This is a genomic window from Mycobacteriales bacterium (assembly GCA_035550055.1).
Taxonomy (GTDB): Bacteria; Actinomycetota; Actinomycetes; order JAFAQI01; family JAFAQI01; genus DASZTV01.
In genome coordinates, this window is the sequence record DASZRO010000078.1 from 1 (window position 1) to 25,321 (window position 25,321).

Sequence of the window (25,321 nt, forward strand, 5' to 3'; positions counted from 1 at the left end):
CGGCCACCGCGGCCGGGCTCGACCGGTCTCAGTCGCGCATCACCAAAGCGATCGTCTGCTCGAGGTCTTCCAAGACCTGGGACACGGTCATCCGCCCCGACAAGAACGTCACGACGTCGATCAGCCAGACCTTGCCGATGATGTGGGCGTTGAGGCTGTCCCGCTCGGAGGCGACCTCGCCCGGCGCATGGGTCGCCGCGGCCAGGAACCCGACGAGTACGCCGTCGACCGCCTCGACGTCTCGGGCAGCGTCCGCCTCGGCGGTCATCAAGGCGCGCACCATCGCACCGGACAGCCGGCGGTTCTTCGCGAGGAACCGGGTGATGTGCGCGACGACTCGGTAGACCCGCTCCTCCGGCGTACCGGCGGTCCCGGCCGCCTGTGCCGAGTCCTGCAGCTGGGAGAAGGTGCGCCCAAGAGCCGAGATCAGAAGATGCGTTTTCGACGGGAAATAGCGGTAGAGCGTCCCGAGCGCGACCTCCGCCCGCTCCGCGACCTCCCGCATCTGGACCGCGTCGTAGCCGCCCTCGTCGGCGAGCTCGACCGCGGCGTCCAGGATCCGCTCGCGGCGCGCCACCTGGGCAGCCGGGGTCTCCCGGCCGCTGTCGGTCTGGGTGGACGGCATGATCAACCCGCCGAGGCGGCGAGCAGCTCCTTGGCGGTCTTGGCGGCCCATGGGTAGTCCGCCTTCCCGCTCGGCGAGCGCTGAATCGCGGGGACGACGAAGGTGAGCCGCGGCACCTTGTAGCGGGAGACGCGGGTGGCACAGTGCTCGGCGATGTCGTCCTGGGTCGGGGCCGCGAACCCGTCGCGGATCTGCAGCAGCGCCGTCACCTTGTTGCCGAACCGCTCGTCCGGTACGCCGGTGACGACGACGTCGTACACCGCCGGATGCGCCTTCAGCGCCGCCTCGACCTCCTCCGGGAAGACCTTCTCGCCGCCGGTGTTGATGCACACCGAGTGCCGGCCGAGGACCGCGATCGCGCCGTCCTCCTCGATCGTGGCGGCGTCTCCCAGCAGGACGTAGCGGTCGCCGTCGATCGTGACGAAGCTTTCCTTCGTCTTGACCTCGTCCTTGTAGTAGCCCAGCGGGACGTGGCCGCGCTGCGCGACGCGGCCGATCTTGCCTGACCCCGGAACGATCGGCTTCAGGTCGTCGTCGAGCACGGTCGTGCGGTCGTTGACAGTGAACTTCAGACCCGCGTCGGGGCTCGACCCTTCCTTGCCGGTCCCTTGGAACCCCGTTTCGGAAGCCCCGAAGTTGTCCATCAACGCGACGTTGGGCAGGTGCTCTTTGAGCATGTCCTTCACGGTCTGCGAGAAGATCGCACCGGCCGAGCTGAGCACGAACAGGTTCGGCAGCTCCATGCCCTTCAGCGGGCCGGCGAGCGCCTCGGCCATCGGGCGCGCCATCGCGTCGCCGACGATCGACAGCGAGTTGACGCCTTCGCGCTTGGCGACTTCGAGGACCTCGACCGGGTCGAACTTCTTGACCAGGATGACCTTCGATGCCTGCAGGAACGCGATCCAGGTTGCAAGCTGGGCCGCGCCGTGCATCAACGGCGCGACCGGGAACATGACGAGCGCACCGCGGTTCGGCGCCCGCTCCGCGACCTCCTCGGGCGTGCTGACCGGCGTACCGACCGGATCGGCGCCACCCATCCCCGCGTAGAAGATGTCGTGTTGGCGCCACATCACGCCCTTCGGCATGCCGGTCGTGCCACCCGTATAGATGATGTAGAGGTCGTCGGAGGATCGCTGCGGAAAGCCCTCGCGCTCCGGCGACTGCGCGGCGAGCGCGTCCTTCCAGTCGACGGCGCCGACCGGCGCCTCACCGGCGCCGACCGACACGAAGCTGGTGAGCTTCGGCGCACGATCGCGGACCGCGTTGATCCGCGCCGTGAACTCGGTGTCGCAGACGAGGGCGACGAGGTCCGCGTCGTTGAACAGGTAGAGCAGCTCCTCCTCGACGTAGCGGTAGTTCACGTTCACGGGCACCGCGCGGACCTTGAAGCAGGCGACCATCGTCGTGACGTACTCGACGCCGTTGTAGAGCTGTACGCCGACGTGGTTGCCGGGCTTCACCCCGACGGACAGGAAGTGGTGAGCCAGCCGGTTGGCGCGATGCTCCAGCTCCGCATAGGTCAGCCGGTCCTCGCCACAGACGAGCGCCTCACGCTCACCGATCACATCCACAAGCGACTCGAAGATGTCGCCGAGGTTGAACTCCACGAGCCGGTCTCCTTACGCGGGTGTCGCGGCGAGCATCGCGCCGAGCGAGAGCAGCTGGCGAGTCGGGGTCCCGAGCTCGTGCTCGATCTGCTTGCACCAGATGAAGTAGCGGTGCAACGGGTAGTCCAGATCGACGCCGATGCCGCCGTGCAGGTGCTGGCAGGCGTGGACGACACGCATCCCGCCGTCGCCGGCCCAGTACTTCGCGATGGCGATCTCCTGATCCGCCGGCCAGCCTTCGGAGAGCCGCCAGATCGCGGAGATCGCGGTGAGCCGGATCAGCTCGGCGTCGATGTAGGCGTCAGCGGCACGCTGTCCGACCGCCTGGAACGACGCGATCAACTTGCCGAACTGCTCGCGTTCGGAGGTGTAGCGCGCGGTCATCTCCAGCGCGGCCTTGACGACACCCGCCGCGACCATCGACAACGCCGCGGTGTGGTGCCGGATCAGATCGGCGTAGAGCTCGCCGGCGTCGCCGATCACCTGCGAGGCCGGCACCTCGACACTGGCCAGCGTCAGATGCGCCTGGGGCTCGTGGTTGGTGGTGTGCAGCCCGGTGACCGAGACGCCGGCAGCCCCGTTGCGCAGCAGCGCCAGGATCGTCTCGCCACCGGCGTCCGCCGCCATGACGATGACGTCGGCCTCAGCGGCGTAGGGCACGAAGGACTTGTCACCGCTGAGCACCCACGCGTCGCCGTTCTTCGTCGCGGTCACCTCGGCGACCTCGCCGAACGCGGTCGTGAGGATCGTGTCGCCGGAGACGACGCCCGGCAGCACCGACGCGATCGCCGGCGCTCCCGCCTTTGCCAGCACGTACGCCGTGGCAAGGGTCGCCACCGCGGGCACCGGCGCCACCGCGCGGCCGACCTCGTCGTAGATCACGGCTTGGTCGAGGAAGCCGAGGCCCGCCCCGCCGAACTCCTCCGGGATGCCGATCCCGGTGATGCCCGACGCGGCCAGCTGCTTCCACAGCTGCGGGTCGAAGACCGAGCCGTTGCTGCTGGCGGCTTCCAGCGACTTGAGATGTTCGTGCGTCGACTGCTCGGTGAGGATCTCGTGCGCCAGCGCCTGTAGTGCGACCTGGTCGTCGGAGAAGGCGAAGTCCATCGGTTGTCTCTCTCTGTCAGGTCGTCGTGAGCGAACGCGCTGAGTTGGTCGGTGCGCTGCTCATCGCAGCGAACGTGGCATGCCGAGGCCGAAGATGGCGATGAGGTCGCGTTGGATCTCGTTGGTGCCGCCGCCGAAGGTGAGGATCAGCGTGCCGCGGTACGAGCGCTCCAGCCGACCCGCCAGCACCGAGCCGGGCGAGTCGCCTTTGAGGACGCCGGCCGCGCCGAGCACCTCGAGCAGCAGGCCGTAGCACTCGCAGTACTGCGTCGTGCCGTACACCTTGACCGCGGAGGAGTCCGCGATGGACACCTTGCCGATGCTGTCCTGCCACACGTTCTTCCAGTTGAGCAGCTGCAACGCCTCGAGCCGAGCCCGAACCTGCGCGAGGTGGGTCTGCACCCACTCCTGGTCGATGACCCGGCGGCCGTCAGGCAGCTTGGTGGTCTGCGCCCACTTGAGCACCTCGCTGTAGTTCTTCTCGAGGTGAGCGGGCACCGCCAGCGAGATCCGCTCGTAGTTGAGCTGGGTGGTGATGATCGACCAGCCGCCGTGGATCTCACCGACCGTGTTGCTGACCGGCACCCGGACGTCCTGGTAGTAGGTCGCGTAGGTGGCGTGGTCGCCGATGGTGTTGATCGGCGTGTAGGAGAAGCCTTCGGAGTCCGTCGGCACCAGGATGATCGAGATCCCCTTGTGCTTGCCGGCATCGGGGTCGGTGCGGACCGCCAGCCAGATGTAGTCGGCGTGGTCGGTCATACTCGTGAAGATCTTCTGCCCGTTGATGACCCACTCGTCGCCGTCGCGCACCGCGGAGGTCTTCAAGCCGGCCAGGTCGGTGCCCGCGCCAGGCTCGGAGTAGCCGATCGAGACGAAGCACTCCCCGCCGAGGATGCGCGGCAGGATGTCCTTCTTCATCTCCTCGGTGCCGAACTGCTGGATCGCCGGGCCGATCGTATTGATCGACAGGAACGGCAGCGGAGCGCCGGCGCGCTGCGCCTCGTCGTAGAAGACGAACTGCTCCATGCGGCCGAAGCCCTTGCCGCCGTACTCCTTGGGCCAGCCCACCCCGAGCCAGCCGTCCTGTCCCATCTTGCGGACTGCGGCCATGCACTCCGGGGTTCCGAGGCCGCCGTGCGACATCGCTTCGGTCACTTCCGGGGTGACGATCGTCTTGAAGTACTCACGCAGCTCGTCGCGCAGCGCGAGCTGTGAGTCGGTGTAGGCGATCCGCATCCTGGCGTCTCCTCGTTGCTCTGGCGTGCTTCTAGAAGCCTGCACTTGCCGTCGCGCCGCCGTCGACGGCGAGCTCGGCTCCGGTCATGTACGACGACGCGTCACTGGCAAGGAAGACGATCACCTTGGCCACCTCGTCGGCGGTGCCCATGCGCTTCAGGCCGGCGACCCGGCTCGCGATGTACTTGCGCCCGTCGTCGTCGACGACGGCGCGGGTCATCGGGGTGTCGATCCCGCCCGGGTGCACCGAGTTGACCCGAATCTTGTCCTTGCCGTTCTCGATCGCCGCGACCTTGGTGATCCCACGAACCGCGAACTTGCTCGCGGTGTACGAGCCGCAGAAGACAGTCGCGCCGAGCCCTTCGGTCGAGGACAGGTTCACGATCGAGCCGCCGCCGGCGCGCTTCATCGCCGGGATCGCGTGCTTCATCCCGAGAAAGGTGCCGACCAGGTTGACGTCGAGGATCCGGCGCAGCTCGTCGAGCGGGGTGTCCTCGATCGCATTGAACAGCAGGATCCCGGCGTTGTTGACGAGTACGTCGAGCCGGCCGAAGTCACGCTCGACCTCGGCCACCAGCGACTCCCAGCCCGGCTCGGAGGACACGTCGTGGTGAACGTAACGAACGCGTTCGCCGAGCTCCTCGGCCAGCGCCTTGCCCTCGTCGTCGAGGATGTCGGCGGCGATGACGGTGGCGCCTTCCGCGTGCAGCCGGCGCACGGTGCACTCGCCCATCCCTCGGGACCCCCCGGTCACGATGCAGACCTTGCCGTCCAACCCCAGGAAGTCGCTCACGATTTCCCGGGGACCCCGGGCCCCACCTGTTTCACGAGGTCTTCGCTCATTTGAGTGGTTCGCTCCCGACCACCCACATCGCGAAGAACTGGGCGCCGCCGCCGTAGGCGTGGCCCAGCGCCCGGCTGGCGTTGGCGACCTGGTGGCCGCCCGCCATCCCGCGGACCTGCTGCGCCGCCTCGGCGAACCGGCACATCCCCGAGGCGCCGATCGGGTTGGACGACAGCACTCCGCCGGAGGGGTTGATCGGCAGATCGCCCTGCATCGACGTACTGCCGTCGTCGACCATCTTCCAGCCCTCGCCCTCCGCGGCGAACCCGAGGTTCTCCATCCACATCGGCTCATACCAGGAGAACGGCACGTAGATCTCGGCGCAGTCGAGCTCGCGGCGCGGGTCGGTGATGCCCGCCATCTTGTAGACCTCCGCCGCACAGTCCCGGCCGGCGTGCGGGTTGACGACGTCTCGCCCGGCGCCCATCGTCGGCTCGCTGCGCACCGCGGTCGAGTGCACCCACGCCGACGGGTTGGGGGTCGCCTTTGCGGTGTCGGCGTCGGCGAGGACGATCGCGCAGGCGCCGTCCGACGACGGGCAGGTCTCGAGATAGCGGATCGGGTCCCACAGCATCGGCGACTCGCGGACCATGTCCTCGCTGATGTCGGCGATCTTCAGGTGCGCGTACTCGTTGTTGAGTGCGTTGAGCCGGTCCTTGACGGCGACCTTGATGCCGATGTCGTCCGGGGCGTTGGCGCGACGCATGTAGGCCCGGATGACGGGGGCGAAGAAGCCACCGGCGCCGGTGACAGACCCGCCCGTGAAGGGCAGCCGGATCGACAGCGCCCAGGTCGCGTTGGACTCGCTCTGCTTCTCGAAGCACACCACCAACACCCGCCGGTGGGTGCCGCTGGCCACGAGGTGCGTCGCCATCACGCCGGTCGAGCCGCCGACGCTGCCGGCAGTGTGCACCCGCATCATCGGCTTGCCCACCGCGCCGAGCGCGTCGGCGAGGTAGAGCTCCGGCATCATCACGCCCTCGAACATGTCCGGCGCCTTGCCGATCACCACGGCGTCGATGTCCGACCACGTCATGCCGGCGTCGTCGAGCGCCCGCTTCGCCGCTTCGCGAACCAGGCCGGCGATCGAGACGTCCTGTCGTTTCGCGGCGTACTTCGTCTGACCCACGCCGACGACCGCAACCTGCTTGGACATCACCGACCGCCTTCGAGGATGCCGACCAGGTTCTGCTGCAGACACGGTCCGCTGGTCGCGTGGGCGAGCGCCTTCGTGACCTCACCCGACGCGATCGCCTTCGAGGCTGCGGCGAACCGTTCCAGACCGCCGACCATCATCGGCCCGGCGGCGCAGTGGACCGGCTTGTCCGCCAGGCCGAGCGCCTCGCGCAGCAAGAGCTCCTGGTGCGGGTACGGCGTGTGCAGCCACGCCGCCTCCACGCCGTCAGCGCCGGCGCGCTCGCCTGCGAGCGCCGCCGAGGCCGACACGGTCAGGTCGCGGACCCCCAAAGCGGGCGCCTCGATCCGGTGGTCGAGACCGGTGATCCACGCCGGCGTGGCGGTCAGCTCCCGAGCCCGGTCGCCGGCGGCGAGCACGACGACGGTGGCTCCGTCCGCAACGTAGGTCGGGGGGACGTCGGCGATGTCGGGAAACCGGCCGCTGTCGCGCATCGCCTGCGCCTGCAGGCCGGCCAGCCCGCGGGCGTCCGGGTTGAGCGGCGCAACCGTGTACGGGTCGAGCTGGAGGGCGAGGGTGCGGTCGAGCTCCCCGCGTGAGGGCCGGGCGAACGCGTAGACGAGCGCGGTGTCGATGTGCTCGTCCTGCAGGACCGCGACCGCTTCGGCGAGGGCGAACGCGCCGTCCATCTCCAAGTGGGACTCGCGGATCGGCGGCCAGGCGCCGACCGCGTCGAGGGCACCGACGAACGCGAACGGGAACCCCTGCAGGTAGTCACTCGACCCCGACACCGTGAACCCGATGTCGCGCTGCGTCAGGCCAGCGTCTGCCATGGCCTTGTCGATGACCGGCAGCAGCATCTCGACCTCGTTGCGCGCCGGCTCGCTGGGCGTCTCGAACGACGCGGAGGAGACGATCGCGACCGGCCTGGCAAAGTCCCTCACTCGGGGCCCCCGCGGAGTTGTGAGCGAAGCGAAGAACTTCGTGGGGTGTTCGCACTTTTCGGGGGCCCCGCGGAGTCGTGTAGCGAAGCGGAGCGACTTCGTGGGGTGTTCATACGTAGTCCTTGTAGGTCGAGTAGTCGGCGTCGGGCTCGGCGATCGGCCGGTAGTACTTGATGTTGCCGAGGTCGGTCTTGCGGTCGGCCTCGTCGACCCAGACCGGTTCGACCCGCATCCCGAGCCGAACGTCGGCTGGGTCGCACTCCTGGATCAGGAACATCGAGGTCAGGTCGGCGCCGTCGAGCAGGATCCATGCCGACACGTACGGCGGCTCCAAACCGGGGCTCGGGATCCGCGTCACGCAGAACGTCGTGACGGTGCCCTTGCCGGACAGCGGCACGTCCTCCACCGTGGCCACTCCGCACATCGAGCATGCGCCGCGCGGCGGGACGTAGACCTTCTGGCACTTCGGGCAGCGCTGGCCCATCAGCCGGCCCTGCTGGAGGTTGCGCAGGAACCGCGACGCCGCGACGCCTGGGGTGTAGGAGAAGTCGAGCGAGATCGGCGTCTCGACCACCGTCACCGGTGCCACGTCCTGCGTGGTCTCGCTCATACGTCCTCCACCCCACCCACCACCCTGAAGTGGTGCCGGCTACGCCGGCTCATTTCATGACCTCGAAGCACACCAGGTCGGTGATGGAGCCGACTCGCTCGTCGCGCCAGCGCGCAGTGACCTTCGCGCCGGTGGAGATGGCGTCGGGTGAGCCCGCGTCAACCGCCGCCAAGAAGGGGACGTCCGCGCCTTCCAGCTTCACCAACGCCCAGGCGAACGGCTTGTCCAGCGGTTGACCCTTGGTCGGTTTGTCGTTCCACGACCAGGTCGTGACGACGCCGGTGTCGGCGACCTCGACGTAGTCGGAGAGGTCTTCGCTCGTGACGGGGTCGTAGTCGATGGCCGGCACGATCACCCGGCCGTCCGATGCACGTACTCCGACGAACTTCTTGTCCCGCAGCGCGGTGAGGAACGCGCCGATCGCGGGCCCGGTGGAGCGGGTGTAGGTGTATTCGACGACGTGCGGGGCGGTCAGTACCTCTTCGCTCATGCTGAGGTCTCGGGGACAAACCGCACGGTCATCTCCTTGATGCCCATGATGAAGTTCGACCGGAGCCGACGCGGTTCGTTGACGAGCTCCACGCGGGCGCACTGGGTGATCAGCGAACGGTAGAAGCACTCGATCTCGAGTTTGGCGAGGTGGCGCCCCAGGCAGAAGTGCGGTCCGCCGCCGCCGAACCCGACGTGCGGGTTGGGCTCGCGCGTGATGTCGAAGACGTCGGGATTGTCGAAGACGGACTCGTCGCGGTTGGCCGACGTATAAAAGATGACGACCTTGTCACCCTTCTTGATCGTCTTGCCGCCGAGCTCGATGTCCTGCAGCGCGGTACGACGGAACAGATGCACCGGTGTCACCCATCGCACGATCTCGTCGGCGGCGGTGGGGATGAGGCCGGGGTCGGCCTTGAGCTTGGCCCACTCCTGCGGGTGCTGGATCAGGGCGTACATGCCGCCGGAGATCGCGTTGCGGGTGGTCTCGTTGCCGGCGACGCCGAGCAGCATGAAGAAGAGGTCGAACTCCATCTCCGACAGGACGTTGCCCTCTTCGTCCGGGCTGATCAGCTTCGAGACGATGTCGTCCTTGAGGTCCTTGCGCTTCTCCTCGGCGAGGGCGCTGGCATAGGCCCACATCTCGGTGGCGGCGTCGAGGCGCTGCTCCTCGGTGACGCCGTACTCCGGGTCGTCGCCGCCCACCATGCGGTTGGACCAGTCGAAGACCTTGTGCCGGTCCTCGAGCGGGACGCCCATGAGCTCGGAGATGACGATCAGCGGGAGCTCCGCGGCGCACAACGTGACGAAGTCGCCTTCGCCCTTGGCCACGGCCTGCGCGACGATCTCGTCGCAGGTGTCCTGGATCCGCTGCTCGAGCTTGGCGATCATGCGCGGGGTGAAGCCGCGGTTGACCAGGCTGCGGGTACGCGTGTGCTCGGGCGGGTCCTGATTGAGCATGAACAACTGCTGCTGGGCGATCTGCTCCTCGATCATCTCCGTGATCAGCGCGGTCTTCTCGCGGGAGGAGAACAGCTCGGGGTTGCGCGAGACGAACACCACGTCCTCGTGGCGGGTGATCGCCCAGAACCCGTTGGGCTGCTGCGGGTCGTGATGATGGAAGACCGGCGCTTCGGCTCGCAGCCTCCGGAACTGCTCGTACGGGATGGCCTCGGTGTACTGGTCCATGTCCCAGAGGTCGATGTCAGCGAGCGTTTCGGTCACCCAGAAGCCTCTTCTCTGCACTGCGCGAGGACCCTGACCGCCGGACGGCGGTCGGTCGGGCCAACAAGAACGTGTTCTCATTTTGCTCGGATCTGACTGGGCGTCAACACTTGTAGCCGAAAAAACTAGAACGTGTTTTACTCGGTCCCGGAGCCTCGATTTCGGGGACTCCGCCGACAATCTCTGGCCTTCTCGAGGGCACCCTCGGAGGCCTTCTTCGAAGGGCACGTCATGAGCGAAGCGGTGATCGTCGAGGCGGTCCGCACCCCGATCGGCAAGCGTGGCGGCTGGCTGGCCGGCCTGCATCCGACCGCGACGCTGGGGCACGTCCAGCGCGAAGTCATCGCCCGGGTCGGCATCGACCCCGTCCTCGTCGAGCAGGTCGTCGGCGGTTGCGTCACCCAGGCCGGCGAGCAGGGCAGCAACATCACCCGCTACGCGTGGTTCGCAGAGGGGCTGCCGGAAACCGCCGGCGTCACGACGGTCGACTGCCAGTGCGGCTCGGCGCAGCAGGCCAACCACTTCATCGCCGGGCTGATCGCCGCCGACGCGATCGACATCGGCATCGCCTGCGGGGTCGAGATGATGTCGCGGGTCGGCCTCGGCGCCAACGTGATGAGCGGTCCCGGCGTACCGCGACCGGACGACTGGGACCTCGACCTGCCCGACCAGTTCACCGCGGCGGACCGGATCGCAGAGGATCACGGGATCAGCCGCGAGGACCTCGACGCATTCGGTGTGCTGTCGCAGGAGAAGGCCGCCCGCGCCTGGGCGGAGGAGCGGTTCAAGAGCCAGATCGCGCCGATCGAGGCGCCGGTGCTCGGCGAGGACGGCAAGCCCACGGGCGAGACCACGGTGGTCGACCGCGACCAGGGTCTGCGCGAGACCACGCTGGAGAAGCTCGCCGCGTTGAAGCCGGTTCGCGAAGGCGGTCTGCACACCGCAGGCACGTCATCCCAGATCTCCGACGGTGCCGCCGCGGTAATGCTGATGTCGGCGCAGAAGGCGAAGGAGCTCGGCGTCACGCCGCGCGCCCGGATCGTGTCCCAGGCGTTGGTCGGCGACAAGCCGTACTACCACCTCAACGGGCCGGTCGCCGCGACGCAGCGGGTGCTCGACCGGTCCGGTATGTCGATCAACGACATCGACCTGTTCGAGGTCAACGAGGCCTTCGCTTCGGTTGTCGTCAACTGGGCGAAGCAGCACAAGGTCGACCACGATAAGGTCAACGTCAACGGTGGAGCCATCGCGCTCGGCCACCCGGTCGGTTCCACCGGCAGCCGGCTGATCACCACCGCCCTGCACGAGCTGGAGCGGACCGGCGGCTCCACGGCGCTGATCTCGATGTGCTGCGGCGGGGCGCTCGCCACCGGCACGATCATCGAACGGATCTAGGCACCCCACCAAATCGCTTCGCTCCGCTTCGCCTCCCGATTCGGCGGGGCCCCGAAAGGATTGTCTTGGCGCACCTTGACGTAGAACAGCAGGGGCATGTCCTCGTCCTGACCATGAACCGGCCCGAAGCGCGCAACGCGCTCTCACCGGAGATGCTCGTCGGCCTCGCCGACGCATGGGACCGCATCGACAGCGATCCGCAGATCCGGGTCGGCGTACTGACCGGTGCCGGCGGGACGTTCTGCTCGGGCGCGGACCTCAAGGCGATGAACGCCTCCGGCACCACGTCGGAGGCCGCCCAGCGCATGAAGGAAGACGCCGGCATCCACTGGAAGGCGCTGCTGCGCAGCCATCGGCTGACCAAGCCGCTGATCGCCGCGGTCGAGGGCTACGCGCTGGCGGGCGGCACCGAGATCCTGCAAGCGACCGACATCCGGGTCGCCGGCGAAAGCGCGGTGTTCGGGATCACCGAGGTCACCCGAGGACTGTTCCCGCTCGGCGGGTCGACGGTGCGGCTGCGTCGCCAGATCGGCTTCACCAAAGCGATGGAGATGCTGCTGATCGGCGAGCGCGTGTCCGCAGCGGAAGCGGAACGGATCGGGCTCATCGGCCGGGTCGTGCCGGACGGTCAAGCCCTCACGCATGCGCTCGAGATCGCCGAGAAGATCGCAGCCAACGCGCCGCTGTCGGTGCAGGCCGTGAAGCGGGCCGTGCAGGAAAGCGAAGGCCTCACCGAGGAAGAAGGCCTCGCCCGCGAGCTCGCGATCGGGGTCGCGATCTTCGGCACGAACGACGCGAAGGAAGGCACGTTGGCCTTCAAGGAGAAGCGTCAGCCCAACTTCACCGGAACCTGAGGTCCTCGAGCGATGGTCGACGGGTTCCTGTCGAAGGGCTACACCGCGCCGCGTGACGGCACAGCCGAATCGCGGCTGGCGGCTGCGGTGCGCCGACTGATGGACGCGACCGTGCTGACCGACGCCGACGAGGACGAGATGCGCGCGGTGGCGGGCCGGCTCGATGCGATCTCCGAACAGCTCGAAGGCCCCGACGCGACCCGGCTCGCGGGCGGCATGCGTTGGCCGAGCCGCGACAAGATGGTCCAGGGCGACCGCGACCACAACCCGATGGCCGGCCCGGCCAACCCGCTGTCACCGCCGATGCACGTCGAGGTCGTCGACCCGGCCACCGACGAGGTCGGCACCGAGCTGACGATGCGGCCGATCCACGAGGGTCCGCCCGCCGGCGTGCACGGCGGCTGGGTCGCCTCACTGCTCGACCAGCTGCTCGGCATCGCGAACATCGCCTCCGGCAACCCGGCGATGACCGGTGAGCTCACGGTGCGCTATCACCGGCCGACGCCCATCGGCGTACCGCTCGTGCTTCGGGCGCGTACCGAGTCGGCCGAAGGACGCCGGATGACGACGACCGGCGAGATCCGCACAGCGGACGGCGAGGTGACGGCGTCGGCGGTCGGCCTGTTCATCCGGCCGCGACCTGAGCGGCTCGACCAGCACGAGCGGCTGATCAAGGAGCGCCTCAGCGCCCGCCGGGAGGCCTGAGCGGCGGGCGACTAGGCCGGAGCCGGGGCCGCGACCACCCTGCGCACCGCCGCGCCCACCATGCGCGAGACCGCCGACTCACGGGGCGGCGAGAACACGTCGTGGCCGAGCCGGGCGGCACATTCGTAGACGACGGCGGTGACCCGCGGCTGGAGCACTTCGAACACGGCCATCTCGCTGCGGATGAACCCGACCGCGATGTTGCTCTGCGGGTCGCAGTACGCGTACTGCCCGCCGAGGCCTTCTGCACCGTAGGCGTCCGGGTTCGGACCGAACCGGCGACCAGCTCCGATGCGGGAGATGTTCCCGATGTAGCCGAGAGTGCGCGGCGCCGGCTCGACCGCGATCTTCGCCAGTGGGCCGGTGACCACTCCGGTCATCAGGATGTCGGGCTCTCGGGAGACGACCCGGCTCCACGCTCTGACGACGTCGTCGGACAGGATGCGCGCCCCGTCCAGCGCGCCGCCGCCTGCCATCGCCGCCCAACCGCGCGCCATCGCCCGCGCCGTGGCCGTCCCGCCGCCGGCCGGAAACTCTGCGGCCAGGACGTCGGGCGAGTTGAACAGCAGCTCGAGCTCGTCGATGCCGCTTCGGGTGCCGTCGCCGAGAAACGCTGCTCCGAGCAACGTCTCCGGGTTGCGCGCCGTGGCCAGATAGGAGTCCTGAACCTTCCGAATCGGCTTCGGCAGATGGTCGAAGCGCATGGTGCGCACTCGGGCGACCCGTTCGAGCTCGCTCGCGGGAGTTCCGATGCTGATGTCCAGGTCCAACGGCGTCGCGACCTCTTCGGCGAAGAACTGTCCCAGTCGACGGCCGTCCACCCGCCGCACCAGCTCCGCGAGCAGCCATCCGCTTGTCAACGCGTGGTAGCAGTGCTTCGTGCCCGGCGGGTAAACGGGAGCCGCGGCGGCGAGTCCCGCAGCCATCGAGTCGTAGTCGTCCCAGCCGCTGCCGTCGAGTCGGGCGATCCGGTTCATGCCCGGGAACCCGATCACGCCGGCGGTGTGCATCAGCAGGTGGCGCACCAGAGTCTGTGCCTTGCCGTTCTGGGCGAACTCCGGCCAGTACGTCGCCACCGGCGCGTCCACGTCGATCAGGCCGCGGTCCACGAGGATCTGCACGCACATCACCGCGAAGCCTTTGGTCGCGGACATCAGCACGCTGCGGGTCTGCGGCTGCCACGGCTGGTCCGGCTTCGCCACGCCCGCCCATAGGTCGACGACCGGGACGCCCCCGACATACGCGCAGTACGCCCCGCCGCCATGGCCGAGGGTATCGGCCCCGGCCAGAAAAGCGTCAGCCACGGCTTCGTAGCCGGGCGCGACGTACCACTGCGCAGCCCCGGACGAATCGACGGTCGAACGAGCGTTTCTCATGACATCCTTTACAGTCTGGATTGACTGTTTATCACTCGCCGGCATACGCCGCACGATCCGGCGAGGGATCTAGAGTGCAGCGGGTGAGTCGCTGCCATAAGCCGCACGAGGCAGCGATCCCGCAGCTCGGCGTGTCGGCCACCCCGACCGGCACGATGACCTTTGACGACGGCGACGCCTCGGGTCAGTGGCTCAGTGCGGCCCGCGTCCTCGAGCTCGATCTCGACCGGCCCGAGTGGGTCGATCTCCGCTTCGAGGACTGTGACCTGTCCGGAGTCACCGCCCGCGACTTCGTGATGCGGCGAGTCGAGTTCCGCGGCACCCGCCTGCGCGGCGTCGCCTTCGCCAGCGGTCAGTACGACGACGGGCTCCTGCTCGACTGTCGCACCGACGACCTCGCATGGCGCTTCAGCCGGCTGCGCAACGTGACCTTCCGCAGCTGCGACCTGGCGAACGCGGACTTCTACGCCGCGACCTTCGAGCACGTGACGTTCGGCTCGTGCAACCTGCGCAACGCGCGCTTCCACGCTGCGACGGTGAAATGTCTCCGGATCACCGACTGCGATCTGCGGGGCGTGTCCGGCGCCCTGGATCTCAAAGGCGCGGTCCTCGACGTCGCAGACCTGCCGAGCCTCGCGCCATCGTTGGCGGGCGAGGCCGGCATCGAGCTCGTGGACTGACGAGCGGTCCTACAGTCCGGCGGCAGGCGCGCCGAGTTGAGTAGAGACGGCATCAGCTGCACTCAATGACCGGGAGAGATCTGTGACGCGCTCCGACGCCCGCGACACGCTGTATCGCGTCGGCGGGGTGCTGGCCGCCGTCACGACGCTGCTGCTGTCCTCCGTCGCGCTCGGGCGGGCGTTCGCCGACGACACACCGATCCAGGGCAGCTGCGAGAACGTGATCTACGACGGCAAGACGACGGCTCCCCCGGGCTGTCCGACCGACGTGACCGTGACCGCCGGCGTACGGCAGCTGACCGTCTCGTGGACGGCGCCGGCGAGCAACGGCGGCGCTGCCGTCACGTCGTACGTCGTCCAGATCTCCACCGACGACGGCCAGTCGTGGACCACCGTGCCACCCGCGCCGTCGGCTGGCGCCGGCCACCCTCCCGCCACGACCGACGTCGTCTCCGGGCTCACGCCCGGCACCGAGTACTTCTTCCAGGTCGCGGGCGTCAACGCGCTCGGCGTCGGCAACTTCTCGACGATCACCACCCCGGTCGCGCCGCTGGGTGGCCGGCAGACCACCCTCACCGCACTGCGCAACAAGAGCGTCGTGCGCGGCTCGTCGACGATCGTGCGGGCAGTGCTCATGGACGTCGCCAGCGACGTACCCATCTCGGGCGAGTCCGTCGCCCTGGACCGGCGCAACGCCACGACCGGCGCTTGGCACTTCGTGACGTTCGCGCAGACGAACCGCAACGGCGTCGCAGCCGCGTCGGTCGCGCCGCGCAGGTCCACCAACTACCGGTGGACGTTCACGAGCGACTCCGACTTCACGCCGTCGACGAGCGGCGTCCAGACGGTGCTCGTCCGCCCGTACTAGCCCGGGGCCGACTCTCAGTCGGCCGAGTCGCTTTCGGGCGGCTCGAGACCTCGTACCAGCGCGCCGGGATCCGTCTGGAGCGCTTCGGCCAGTTTCAGCAGGTTGTGCAGCGAGAGGTTGCGGCGACCCCGCTCGACCTGACCGACGAACGTCCAGTGCAGCCCGGCGCGGTCCGCCAGTCCTTCCTGGCTCAGGCCGAGCTCGTTGCGGCGTGCGCGGACCCGGTTGCCGAACTCGGCGAGCGCGTCGGACACCGGGACTGGCATGGCTGTCCAACTGCATACGTCCCGATGGTTTGAGACCAGAGAAGATACGTCTCATGCCTCGAGCGGCTTTCTGACGCCCTTTCAGAAACCGGCCCGAGGTGTGGCAGGCTCATGCAGGTCCGTCGTACCGGAGGGGTTTCAGCAATGCCGATCTCGATCATGCGGTTCAACTTCGTGCTGCCCGGGATCGACCCGACCACGCTGTCGGAGATGTACCAGTCAGCCGTCGAGATGGCAGCGGTCGCGGACGCCAACGGCTTCATGGCGGTGTCGGTCGAGGAGCACCACGGAGTCGACGACGGCTGGAGCCCCGCCCCGCTGACGGTGGCGGGCCTGATCCTCGGCCGGACGAAGAACCTGCGGGTGATGGTCCAGGCCTTGCTGGTCCCGCTCAACGACCCGCTGCGCGTAGCCGAGCAGGTCGCCGTCCTCGACCTGGCCAGCGGCGGGCGCATCAACGTGGTCGCGGGCCTCGGCTACCGACCCGAGGAGTACGCCGACGCCGGGGCGGACTGGGCCAAGCGCGGTGCGCTGATGGACGAATGCCTCGACGCGATCATCGGCGCCTGGTCCGGCGAGGAGTTCACCTACCGCGGCCGCAAGCTACGGGTCACCCCGGTCCCCAAGACGCCGGCCAGCGGGATCCTGTTCGTCGGGGGCAGCGGCAAGCCGGCCGCCCGCCGTGCCGCTCGGCTCGGGCTCCCGTTGCTACCCGCCGCCCATCTGCCCGAACTCGAGGCCTACTACAACGAGCAGTGCGCCGAGCACGGCACCACCGGGTTCATCATCATGCCGCCCGAGCGGACGTGTCTCACGCTGCTGGCGGAGGACCCGGACAAGGCCTGGAACGAGCTCGGTGAACACCTGCTGCACGAGGCCAAGCGCTACCAGAGCTGGCAGACGCCCGACGTCCACTCCGCGGTGTCGTCTCACGCCAGCACCATCGAGGAGCTGCGCGCCGAAGGGATCTATCGGATCTGCTCCCCCGACGAGGCCATCGCCTGGTGCAAGGAACAGGGCGACTGGGCGACGATGGTGCTGCATCCGCTGTGCGGCGGCGTACCGGTCGAACGCGGCTGGGACACCGTGAACCTCTACGTCGACAAGGTGCTTCCTGCACTCTCGTGACACCACTGGGTAAGAAGCGGTCATGACCAAGGTTCCTGACGTCGCCCTCAACAACGGCCGGTCGATCCCCCAGCTCGGCTTCGGCGTGTTCCTCGTGCCCCCCGAAGACACCGCTCGCGTCACGGGCGAGGCACTGCGGGTCGGCTACCGCCACATCGACACCGCCGAGATGTACGGGAACGAGAAGGAGGTCGGCGTCTACATCACCAGCAAGCTGGACAACGGCGACCACGAGCCCGGCGACGCGCGACGAGCGTTCGACGCCACTCTCGCCGCGCTCGGTGTCGACCAGATCGACCTGTTCCTGATCCACTGGCCGCTGCCGACGCGCTACAACGGCGACTTCGTGTCGACGTGGAAGACACTCGAGGAGTTCTACCGGGACGGTCGCGCCCGCTCGATCGGCGTGTCGAACTTCCATGCGCACCATCTGCGCCGGCTGTTCGCGGAGTGCGACATCGTCCCCGCGGTGAACCAGATCGAAGTCCACCCGTACCTGGTGCAGGACGAGCTTCGCGCGTTCTGCCGTGACCACCAGATCGCGGTCGAGGCGTGGTCGCCGATCGGTCGCGGAGCGGTGCTCGAGGATCCGACGCTGAAGGCCATCGCCGCCCGGTACGACAAGACGGTGGCGCAGGTGGTGCTGCGCTGGCACCTCGATCGCGGCGACATCGTGTTTCCCAAGTCGATGCGTCCGGAGCGCATCGCCGAGAACTTCGACCTGTTCGACTTCTCCCTCGACAACGACGACATCGCAGCGATCAGCGCGCTGGACCGCGGCGAGCGGGTCGGTCCCGACCCCGAGACCTTCGACCGCGTCTGAGACGGCACTGCGTTGGGGGACACGTTCGCCGACCTCCTACTGGCGAGAGCCGACGACGACCGGGTCGCGTTGTGGGCGGGCGACCTGACCTGGAGCTGGCGCACCCTCGTCGCGGAGTCGCGGGCCCGGGCGGCCGTCCTGACCGAACGCCGCGACTCGGCGCGACCGCACGTCGGCGTACTGCTGGACAACACGCCCGAGTACCTCGCGTGGCTGTACGGCGCAGCGCTGGCTCGCGGAACCGTCGTCGGCATCAACCCGACGCGACGCGGCGCGCCGCTGCGCGAGGACATCCAGCACACCGACTGCGGCATGATCGTCACCGATTCGGCCCACCGCGACCTGCTCGACGGGCTGGGTCTCGGGCTCGACCCGGCGCGACTGCTCGTCGTCGACGACCGGGCATACCTCGACGAGGTCGCCGCGGCGAGGGTCGACGATCGCGAGCTGTCGGCAGCCGAGCCGGGCGACCGTCTGCTGCTGCTCTTCACCTCGGGGTCGACGGGGGCGCCGAAGGCGGTGGTGTGTACGACGGGACGGCTCGCGGTGATCGCCAAGGGCGCCGTCGACAGCATCGGGGTGCGCGCCGACGACGTGTTCTACCAGGCGATGCCGATGTTCCACGGCAACGCGATCATGGCCAACCTGGCCCCGGCGGTCGCCCTCGGCGTACCGGTCGAGCTGCGATCGCGCTTCTCGGCGTCGCAGTTCCTCTCCGACGTACGCCGCCACGACGCGACGTACTTCAACTACGTCGGGCGCTCTCTCGCCTACGTCCTCGCGACCCCGCAGCGCGAGGACGACCGCACGAACTCGCTGCGCCTCGGATTCGGCACCGAAGCGTCGCAACGCGACCGGGCCGAGTTCGAGCGGCGCTTCGGCTGCGCCCTCACCGAGTCCTACGGCTCGAGTGAAGGAGTGGTCGCCACTCATCGCCCGCCGGGGACCCCGGCGAACTCGATCGGCGTACCTCGCCCACGCCCGGGATCCGACGTGGCGGTGGTCGATCCGGCGACGGGGCGCGAGTGCGCCGTCGCCGTCGTCGACGGCGACGGCCGGCTGCAGAACCCGGGAGCGGCGATCGGCGAGATCGTCGACCGCGGCGGCGCTCCCGGCTTCGAGGGCTACTACCGCAACGATGCCGCCACGAGCAGTCGGCTGCGCGACGGGTGGTACTGGACCGGCGACCTCGCCTATCGCGACGCCGACGGCTGGCTCTACTTCGCCGGTCGCAGCAACGACTGGCTGCGCGTCGACTCCGAGAACTTCGCCGCGGCGCCGGTCGAAGCGGTGCTGTCCCGCTTCTCCGACGCGGTCATGGTTGCGGTCTACGCCGTACCGGACCCGCGTACCGGCGATGAGGTGATGTGCGCGATCGAGCCGCGGCCGGGCGCGCCATTCGACCCGGTCGCGTTCGGGGCGTTCTTGCAGGCGCAGCCGGACCTCGGTACGAAGTGGGCGCCCCGCTTCGTACGGATCGTCGACGCCATGCCGCTCACCGCAACGAACAAGGTCGACAAGGCACCGCTACGCGCGAGCGGCTGGGCAGCCGGGGCGGTCTGGTGGCGACCCGGTGCCGAGCTGGCCTACGTACCGTTCGGCGAAGCTGACCGCGCGACCTACCAGGCCCGCTTCGAAGAACACGGCCGCACCCACCTCCTGCCAGCCCCCCAGCAACGCTCCATTGCCGGGCCCCCCGCCCAGTGACGCTGCGTTGCTGGGGGGATTCCGCAGTAACGCTGCGTTGCTGGGGGAAATCCCCCAGCTAAGGAGCGTTACTGGGTGGGGAGGCCGCGGAGGGGGAGGCCGGCCTTGCGGTAGATGTCGTCGAGCACCCGCATCGTCAGGACCGCGTCTCGCGGATCGGTGATGACGGGTCCTCCGTCACGCACCGCCGCCAGGAAGGCTCGTAACTGATAGGTGTACGTCGCATCGCCTCGCACCCGCTCCCGGGTCGTCTTGCCGTCGACGGTCAGTGTCAGCCGGTTGTAGAACTGCGGCGCGATGAAGTTGAAGACCTTCAGCTGCCCGCGGGTGCCCGTCACGCGCACCGAGAACTGCGGCATCTTCCGCGACCACATCGACGTCGACGTGCTACCCGTCGACCCGTCCGGAAAGGAGTACGTCGCGGTCATCGCCCGGTCGATGTCCGAGCCGCGGAGCAACGCCTGCGCCGACTCGACGGTCGGCTCGCCGCTGCCCAGCAGGCGCAGCACGTGTACGGCGTAGCAGCAGTCCATCGTCGTACCGCCGCCGAGCGGATAGGAGTAGCGGATGTCGGAGAACTTCGGCAGCGGGAAGCACATCGCCGCGTGGACGTGCTCGAGGTCCCCGAGCGTGCCGTCATGCGTCAGCGCCCTGATGCGCTCAGCGAGCGGGTGGTAGCGGTAGTGGTAGGCCTCCATCACGACCAGCCCGGACGTCGCGGCGGCGTCGGCGACCTCGCGTGCCTCCGCCTCGTTCGAGGTGAACGGCTTCTCACACAGCACGTGCTTGCCGGCCGCGAGAGCCTGCAACGTCCACTCGGCGTGCAGCGCGTTGGGGAGCGGGTTGTAGATCGCCTCGATCGACGGGTCGGCGATCAACTCCTCGTACGACGAGTGCACCCGTTCGATGCCGTGCTTCCGGGCGAACACCTCGGCGCGCGATCGGTCCCGGGCCGCAACCGCCGCCACGACGGTCCCCGGCACTTGCCGCGACGGCCGGATCAGCGCCGACGGGGTGATCCGCGCGGCCCCGAGCACCCCGATCCGAAGATCGTTCGTCACGCGGTCCACACCTCGCGCACCTCGTCCACGTGCGCCGCAGCCTGCAGCCGTCCGGCCATCGCCGCCGGCTTCGCGGTCGCCGGGTCGAGTGGGTTGGACCCGATCGCCCCGAGGGAGGTCTGGCTGGCGGTGATGGTGACGACACGTGCGTTCGCGCGAACCGCCTCAGCCGCGGCAACGACATCCGGTGCAATGAACGGCATCTCCGGCATCGGCGCGATGACGACCACCGGATCGCAGCCGTCGGCGAGGTCGAGATTGATCCCGGAACGGATGCCGCCGTCGATGTACTTGCTGCCCTGGATCGTGACCGGCGGCCATACGCCGGGCACCGCGCAGCTCGCCGTCACGGCGTCGACCAGCTCGACCTCGTCCCGCGACGTGAACACCCGAGGCCGCCCGGTCATCGCGTCGATCGCCGCGATCCGAAGGTCACGATCGGGCCAGTCATGGCTCGGTAGCCGGCGTTCGATCACCGGCCGCCGTACCGACTCCGGCACCGTCCTCGCCCGCATCGCGTAGCTGCCGACCGCACGGAACAGCTCCGGTCCGGGCTGGTTCTGCCCGAACGCGGCGCCCAGCTCCCGCATCAGCTCCTCGGGGTCGAACGCGGTCGTGAGCTCGCTGGTGAGCAGGTCCGCCGACAGCTGCCGCTCGTAGAGGTGGTTGAGCGGATAGCCGCTCGTCAGCTGTGCCGCCACCGCCGAGCCCGCGGAGGTCCCCACGAGCCGGTCCGCGTTGCTCAGGTCGACTCCGGCGTCAGCAAGTCCCTGCAGGATGCCGAGCTCCCAGCCGATGCCGGCGACGCCGCCACCGCCGAGCACCAGCGCCCTGGTCATGACGGGATCAGCCCGGCCCACTCGCGAACGAGTGGCAACGTGTCCGCGCGGTTGGGAAGGATGAGAATGCATCGCTCGAGTCCCAGCTCGGCGTAGTGGCTGAGTACGCCGGCGTCCGGCCGCACCGCATGCAGCGTCACCGACGGGGCCGGCTTGCCGACGTCGTCCGCGTAGCCGGCAAGCTCCGCCAACCGCTCGCCGATCTTGCGCTTCGACGGCATCGGCATCCACCCGGTCCCGTACTCGACCGCGTGGCGCATCGACAGCTTGCTGCTGCCGCCGACCAGCACCGGCATCGGCGTCTGGGCCGGCTTGGGCCACTGCCAGGACTCGGAGACCTTCGCGTACGGACCGTCGTACGCCGCGACGTCGCTCCCCCACAGCGTCTGCATCAGCCTGACCCGGTCGCGCAGCACCTCCCAACGTTCGTCGTAGGAGATGCCGTGGTCGGCCATCTCCTCGGCGTTCCAGCCGGAGCCCACCCCGAAGAGGAACCGCCCTCCCGACAGGTGGTCGAGCGAGGCGACCGACTTCGCAAGCACGATCGGGTCGTGTTCGGTGACCAGGCAGATGCCGGTGCCGACCTTCAGCCGCTCGGTGACGGTGGCCGCCGCGGCCAGCGTGACGAAGGGGTCGAGTGTGTGCTTGTACTCCTCGGGCAGCTCGCCGCCGTTCGGGTAGGGCGTCGCGCGCGAGGTCGGGATGTGGGTGTGCTCGGCCACCCACAGGCTTTCGAACCCGGCGTCCTCGGCCGCCCGCGCGACATCACGGATGTCGTTGGTGAGATCCGTCGCGAACAGCGAGATGCCGACGTGCAAGGCGAGCCCCTCCCGGCTAGTCCGAGGCCATGTGTCAGTCGAAGGTGACGACCTGGCGAATGACGTCGCCGGCCTGCATCGCGGCCAGGGCGTCGTTGATCTGCTCGAGCTTGATACGGCGGGTGATCATGCCTTCGAGGTCCAGCCGGCCCGCCCGCCACAGGTCGAGCAGCCGCGGGAAGTCCCGCCGGATGTTCGCCGACCCGTAGTAGGAGCTGCGCAGTGTCTTCTCGTTGTAGAAGAGCTCGAACGCGTTGAACGAGACGATGTCGTCGGTGGGACCGACACCGACGACCACCGTCGTACCGCCGCGCCGCGTGGCGTCGTACGCGGTACGGATCGTGCTCGACCTGCCGACAACCTCGAAGGCGTAGTCGAATCCGGCTCCGCGGGTGAGCTCCTGGATCGCGTTCGGGAGGTCGTCGGGCGTCACCGCGTGTGTGGCACCGAACTGCTTGGCCCAGTCCAGCTTCTTCTCGACCGGGTCGACGGCGACGATCGTCGAGGCGCCACAGATCTGCGCACCTTGAATCGCGCTGATGCCGACGCCGCCGCAGCCGATGACCAGCACGGACGAGCCCGGCCGCACCTGTCCGGCGTTCACCACGGCCCCCACGCCGGTCATCACGCCGCAGCCGATCAGCGAGGCGAGGTCGAACGGTACGTCCTTGCCGATCTTGATGGCGGCCGCTTCTGGGACGACGAGCTCCTCCGCGAAGGTGCCCGCGCCGGACATCCCGAAGTACGTGGTGTCACCGGCGGTGAAGCGCGGTTCGCCGAACGCCTCTCCGACCAGCGACATGCACAGCTGTGGCTTGCCGTTGGTGCAGTCCGCGCACCTGCCGCACTGCGGTGACCAGCAGATGACGACGTGATCCCCCGGTTTCAGTCCGGTGACCCCGGCGCCCACTTCGAGGATCTCGCCGGCACCTTCGTGCCCGAGCACGGCGGGCATGGCGACCGGGATCGTCCCGGTCATCGCGGACAGGTCGGAATGACAGACGCCGGTCGCCTTGATCTTGACGCGAACCTTGCCGTCGCTGAGCGGGACGGTCGCGACGTCGTCGCGCACGTCGAGGGTGGTGCTGGGGATCTGGCTGAGTACCGCAGCCCTCACTGGGATGCTCGTTTGAGCATCAACGCCCGCTTGGGACACATGTCGACCGCCTCCTGCACCTGGTCGAGCAACTCGGCGGGCGGGTGGAAGTTCGACACCTGAAGGTTGTCGTCGTCATCGACCGAGAAGATCTCCGGCAAGATGCCTTCGCAGACCGCGTTGGCCTCGCACTCGTCCCAGTCGACGACGATCTCAGCTGCACCCTGGGCATCAGTCACGATCGCAGTAGAACATGCTGCGTTTCGCGCGAACAAGCCGCCCCGCAGGGCGCGCTTTCGGCTCGTGCGGAAATCGAGTCGCGATATCTCGACCCAATCTGACGACCCGTCAGATTTACTTGTCACGTGGTGCGCATGGAGCCGGTCGAGGCCGAAGCCGACTGGATGTTGCAGCTCGACGTCTCTGACGGCATCGCGACGCTGACGCTGAACAACCCGCCGAAGCTCAACGCCTGGTCATGGGAGGCGACGCGGCAGCTCGGAAAGCGCGCGGACCAGATCCGCTTCGACGACTCGGTCCGGGTCGTCGTCCTGCGAGCCGAGGGCCGCGCGTTCTGCGCCGGCGTCGACCTCGGCATGCCCGAGGACCGGATCACCGGCCGGTCGGCTGCGGAGAAGGCTCGCAACTTCTACGAGGGTTTGCGCTGGGTGCATGAGCGCTTCCATGCGTTCTCCGAGCTGCCCCAGCCGATCGTCGCGGCCGTGCACGGCTACTGCCTGGGATTCGGGTTCGAGCTGGCCCTGATGGCCGACATCCGGGTCGCCGCGCAGGACGCGATCTTCGCGCTGCCTGAGGCCCAGATCGGCGTGTCGATCGACGCCGGCGGCGACCTCCGGCTCGCGCGGGACGCCGGCGCCGGCTGGGCGAAGCTGCTCGCGCTCACCGGCCGGCGGATCGACGCGGCAACCGCGGAGCGAATCGGCGTGGTGCAGTCGGTCGTCACTCGTGAAGCACTGGACGAGACGGCGTACGCGATCGCCCGCGAGATTCGCGACAACGCTCCGCTCGCCGTACAGAGCATCAAGCGCACGATCAACGAGTTCGCCGACAACGGGCTCGCCGACGCGATGCGGTTCGAGGCGATGAGCGCATCGGTGGAGTTCGTGTCCGAGGACATGCCGAAGGGCTACGCCGCGAAGGCTGCGAAGCAGACGCCCGAGTTCGAGGGCAAGTAGCGGTGGCCATCCCCGCTGCGCCAGAAGGCGCGATGCTGCCGGACGGCAGCTTCGCCGGCGAGGTCGTTTTGGTCACCGGTGGCGGGACCGGCCTCGGAAAAGCCGTCGCCGTCGAGTTCGCCCGGCTCGGCGCCTGCGTTGCGATCGCGAGCCGGAGCGAGGAACACCGTGCCGCGGGCGTCGCCGCGATAGAGGCGGTCGGCGGCAAGGGCTTCGCGGTCGAGCTCGACGTCCGCGAACCGGACGCGATCGCCGCGGCGTACGACGCGATCGAGGTCGAGCTCGGTGCGGTCACCGTGTTGGTCAACAACGCTGCCGCCAACTTCCCGGTGCCCGCCGCCGAGCTGTCCCCCAACGGCTGGCGCGCGGTCGAACGGATCGTGCTGGACGGCACGTTCTTCTGCTCGCGCGAGCTGCGCGCGCGGCTCGTCACCGCAGGGCGAGGCGGCTCGATCGTCAACATCGTCTCGACCGCCGCAGAGACCGGCGGGCCCGGGATGGTCCATTCGGCTGCCGCCAAGGCCGGCGTCGTCGCGATGACCAAGACGCTCGCCGTCGAGTGGGCGAGCGACGGCATCCGGGTCAACGCGATCGCGCCCGGACTGTTCCCGCACGACGACATGCCGGAGGTGATCCGCGCGGCCCGCGACGAGTCCGTCGACGCGTCGCGACAGCCCGCCGGCCGGGT

Annotated in this window: 27 protein-coding genes; 10 read left to right on the forward strand and 17 right to left on the reverse strand. The window is 68.8% G+C overall.

Annotated elements, in window-relative coordinates; all coding sequences use genetic code 11:
- Positions 1 to 28 precede the first annotated feature (28 nt).
- The 10 genes from VG899_11445 to VG899_11490 form a co-directional block, all read right to left on the reverse strand.
- A complete protein-coding gene (locus VG899_11445) occupies positions 29 to 676 on the reverse strand; it encodes a TetR family transcriptional regulator (GenBank protein HWA66971.1) in 648 nt (215 codons plus the stop codon).
- Entirely contained in the window at positions 628 to 2,232 is a 1,605-nt protein-coding gene (locus tag VG899_11450) for an acyl-CoA synthetase (protein ID HWA66972.1), read from the reverse strand. Before VG899_11450 ends, VG899_11445 begins: the two co-directional genes overlap by 49 nt.
- A 12-nt stretch (positions 2,233 to 2,244) precedes the next feature.
- Positions 2,245 to 3,339, reverse strand: coding sequence for an acyl-CoA dehydrogenase family protein (locus tag VG899_11455; GenBank protein ID HWA66973.1), 1,095 nt, complete (start codon positions 3,337 to 3,339; stop codon positions 2,245 to 2,247).
- 60 nt (positions 3,340 to 3,399) lie between these two features.
- The gene (locus tag VG899_11460; GenBank protein ID HWA66974.1) at positions 3,400 to 4,575 is read right to left on the reverse strand and encodes an acyl-CoA dehydrogenase family protein; all 1,176 of its coding nucleotides are present in this window, start codon (positions 4,573 to 4,575) and stop codon (positions 3,400 to 3,402) included.
- A gap of 31 nt (positions 4,576 to 4,606) precedes the next feature.
- Positions 4,607 to 5,368 (reverse strand): glucose 1-dehydrogenase, encoded by a 762-nt coding sequence (locus VG899_11465; GenBank protein HWA66975.1) that lies wholly within the window; start codon positions 5,366 to 5,368, stop codon positions 4,607 to 4,609.
- A 46-nt stretch (positions 5,369 to 5,414) separates the two neighbouring features.
- On the reverse strand, positions 5,415 to 6,575 hold the full coding sequence (locus VG899_11470) for a thiolase domain-containing protein (GenBank protein HWA66976.1): 1,161 nt from the start codon (positions 6,573 to 6,575) through the stop codon (positions 5,415 to 5,417).
- Entirely contained in the window at positions 6,575 to 7,498 is a 924-nt protein-coding gene (locus tag VG899_11475; GenBank protein ID HWA66977.1) for a lipid-transfer protein, read from the reverse strand. Before VG899_11475 ends, VG899_11470 begins: the two co-directional genes overlap by 1 nt.
- A gap of 109 nt (positions 7,499 to 7,607) precedes the next feature.
- Positions 7,608 to 8,108: a Zn-ribbon domain-containing OB-fold protein gene (locus tag VG899_11480; protein HWA66978.1), complete on the reverse strand. Its 501-nt coding sequence runs from the start codon at positions 8,106 to 8,108 to the stop codon at positions 7,608 to 7,610.
- Between the two features lie 49 nt (positions 8,109 to 8,157).
- Positions 8,158 to 8,598, reverse strand: a complete 441-nt coding sequence (locus tag VG899_11485; GenBank protein HWA66979.1) for an OB-fold domain-containing protein — start codon at positions 8,596 to 8,598, stop codon at positions 8,158 to 8,160.
- Positions 8,595 to 9,785 (reverse strand): cytochrome P450, encoded by a 1,191-nt coding sequence (locus tag VG899_11490; protein HWA66980.1) that lies wholly within the window; start codon positions 9,783 to 9,785, stop codon positions 8,595 to 8,597. Before VG899_11490 ends, VG899_11485 begins: the two co-directional genes overlap by 4 nt.
- 267 nt (positions 9,786 to 10,052) lie before the next feature.
- On the opposite strand from VG899_11490, the gene VG899_11495 reads away from it, so the two are divergent.
- The 3 genes from VG899_11495 (at position 10,053) to VG899_11505 (ending at position 12,775) form a co-directional block, all read left to right on the forward strand.
- Entirely contained in the window at positions 10,053 to 11,216 is a 1,164-nt protein-coding gene (locus VG899_11495; protein HWA66981.1) for a steroid 3-ketoacyl-CoA thiolase, read from the forward strand.
- Positions 11,217 to 11,281: 65 nt separating this feature from the next.
- The gene (locus tag VG899_11500; protein ID HWA66982.1) at positions 11,282 to 12,070 is read left to right on the forward strand and encodes a crotonase/enoyl-CoA hydratase family protein; all 789 of its coding nucleotides are present in this window, start codon (positions 11,282 to 11,284) and stop codon (positions 12,068 to 12,070) included.
- Between the two features lie 12 nt (positions 12,071 to 12,082).
- On the forward strand, positions 12,083 to 12,775 hold the full coding sequence (locus tag VG899_11505; GenBank protein ID HWA66983.1) for a PaaI family thioesterase: 693 nt from the start codon (positions 12,083 to 12,085) through the stop codon (positions 12,773 to 12,775).
- Between the two features lie 11 nt (positions 12,776 to 12,786).
- Here the strand turns inward: VG899_11505 and VG899_11510 are convergent, their stop codons facing one another.
- Positions 12,787 to 14,151 carry a serine hydrolase domain-containing protein gene (locus tag VG899_11510; protein ID HWA66984.1) on the reverse strand — a complete coding sequence of 455 codons (1,365 nt, stop codon included), beginning with the start codon at positions 14,149 to 14,151 and terminating at the stop codon, positions 12,787 to 12,789.
- 83 nt (positions 14,152 to 14,234) lie between these two features.
- Here VG899_11510 and VG899_11515 point away from each other — a divergent pair, with 83 nt between their 5' ends.
- On the forward strand, positions 14,235 to 14,831 hold the full coding sequence (locus VG899_11515; protein HWA66985.1) for a pentapeptide repeat-containing protein: 597 nt from the start codon (positions 14,235 to 14,237) through the stop codon (positions 14,829 to 14,831).
- Between the two features lie 82 nt (positions 14,832 to 14,913).
- A complete protein-coding gene (locus VG899_11520; protein ID HWA66986.1) occupies positions 14,914 to 15,699 on the forward strand; it encodes a fibronectin type III domain-containing protein in 786 nt (261 codons plus the stop codon).
- Positions 15,700 to 15,713: 14 nt separating this feature from the next.
- Here the strand turns inward: VG899_11520 and VG899_11525 are convergent, their stop codons facing one another.
- Positions 15,714 to 15,965, reverse strand: coding sequence for a helix-turn-helix transcriptional regulator (locus tag VG899_11525; GenBank protein ID HWA66987.1), 252 nt, complete (start codon positions 15,963 to 15,965; stop codon positions 15,714 to 15,716).
- Between the two features lie 144 nt (positions 15,966 to 16,109).
- Here VG899_11525 and VG899_11530 point away from each other — a divergent pair, with 144 nt between their 5' ends.
- The 3 genes from VG899_11530 to VG899_11540 are packed head-to-tail and all read left to right on the forward strand — an operon-like array spanning position 16,110 to position 19,623.
- Positions 16,110 to 17,093 (forward strand): LLM class flavin-dependent oxidoreductase, encoded by a 984-nt coding sequence (locus VG899_11530; protein ID HWA66988.1) that lies wholly within the window; start codon positions 16,110 to 16,112, stop codon positions 17,091 to 17,093.
- A gap of 22 nt (positions 17,094 to 17,115) precedes the next feature.
- On the forward strand, positions 17,116 to 17,916 hold the full coding sequence (locus tag VG899_11535; GenBank protein HWA66989.1) for an aldo/keto reductase: 801 nt from the start codon (positions 17,116 to 17,118) through the stop codon (positions 17,914 to 17,916).
- A 12-nt stretch (positions 17,917 to 17,928) separates the two neighbouring features.
- On the forward strand, positions 17,929 to 19,623 hold the full coding sequence (locus tag VG899_11540) for an AMP-binding protein (GenBank protein HWA66990.1): 1,695 nt from the start codon (positions 17,929 to 17,931) through the stop codon (positions 19,621 to 19,623).
- Between the two features lie 68 nt (positions 19,624 to 19,691).
- Here the strand turns inward: VG899_11540 and VG899_11545 are convergent, their stop codons facing one another.
- From VG899_11545 to VG899_11565, 5 genes are read right to left on the reverse strand one after another with little or no spacing between them, the layout of a single operon-like run.
- A complete protein-coding gene (locus VG899_11545; GenBank protein ID HWA66991.1) occupies positions 19,692 to 20,684 on the reverse strand; it encodes a Gfo/Idh/MocA family oxidoreductase in 993 nt (330 codons plus the stop codon).
- Complete coding sequence (locus tag VG899_11550) at positions 20,681 to 21,523, reverse strand: patatin-like phospholipase family protein (protein HWA66992.1); 843 nt, start codon at positions 21,521 to 21,523, stop codon at positions 20,681 to 20,683. Before VG899_11550 ends, VG899_11545 begins: the two co-directional genes overlap by 4 nt.
- Positions 21,520 to 22,341, reverse strand: a complete 822-nt coding sequence (locus VG899_11555; protein HWA66993.1) for an LLM class F420-dependent oxidoreductase — start codon at positions 22,339 to 22,341, stop codon at positions 21,520 to 21,522. Before VG899_11555 ends, VG899_11550 begins: the two co-directional genes overlap by 4 nt.
- Before the next feature lie 34 nt (positions 22,342 to 22,375).
- Positions 22,376 to 23,458 (reverse strand): Zn-dependent alcohol dehydrogenase, encoded by a 1,083-nt coding sequence (locus tag VG899_11560; GenBank protein ID HWA66994.1) that lies wholly within the window; start codon positions 23,456 to 23,458, stop codon positions 22,376 to 22,378.
- Positions 23,455 to 23,676 (reverse strand): ferredoxin, encoded by a 222-nt coding sequence (locus VG899_11565; GenBank protein ID HWA66995.1) that lies wholly within the window; start codon positions 23,674 to 23,676, stop codon positions 23,455 to 23,457. Before VG899_11565 ends, VG899_11560 begins: the two co-directional genes overlap by 4 nt.
- Before the next feature lie 135 nt (positions 23,677 to 23,811).
- Here VG899_11565 and VG899_11570 point away from each other — a divergent pair, with 135 nt between their 5' ends.
- Both VG899_11570 and VG899_11575 read left to right on the forward strand, forming a co-directional pair.
- Positions 23,812 to 24,633 (forward strand): enoyl-CoA hydratase/isomerase family protein, encoded by an 822-nt coding sequence (locus VG899_11570; GenBank protein ID HWA66996.1) that lies wholly within the window; start codon positions 23,812 to 23,814, stop codon positions 24,631 to 24,633.
- 2 nt (positions 24,634 to 24,635) lie between these two features.
- A partial coding sequence (locus VG899_11575; protein ID HWA66997.1) for an SDR family NAD(P)-dependent oxidoreductase occupies positions 24,636 to 25,321 on the forward strand: 686 nt, incomplete at its 3' end.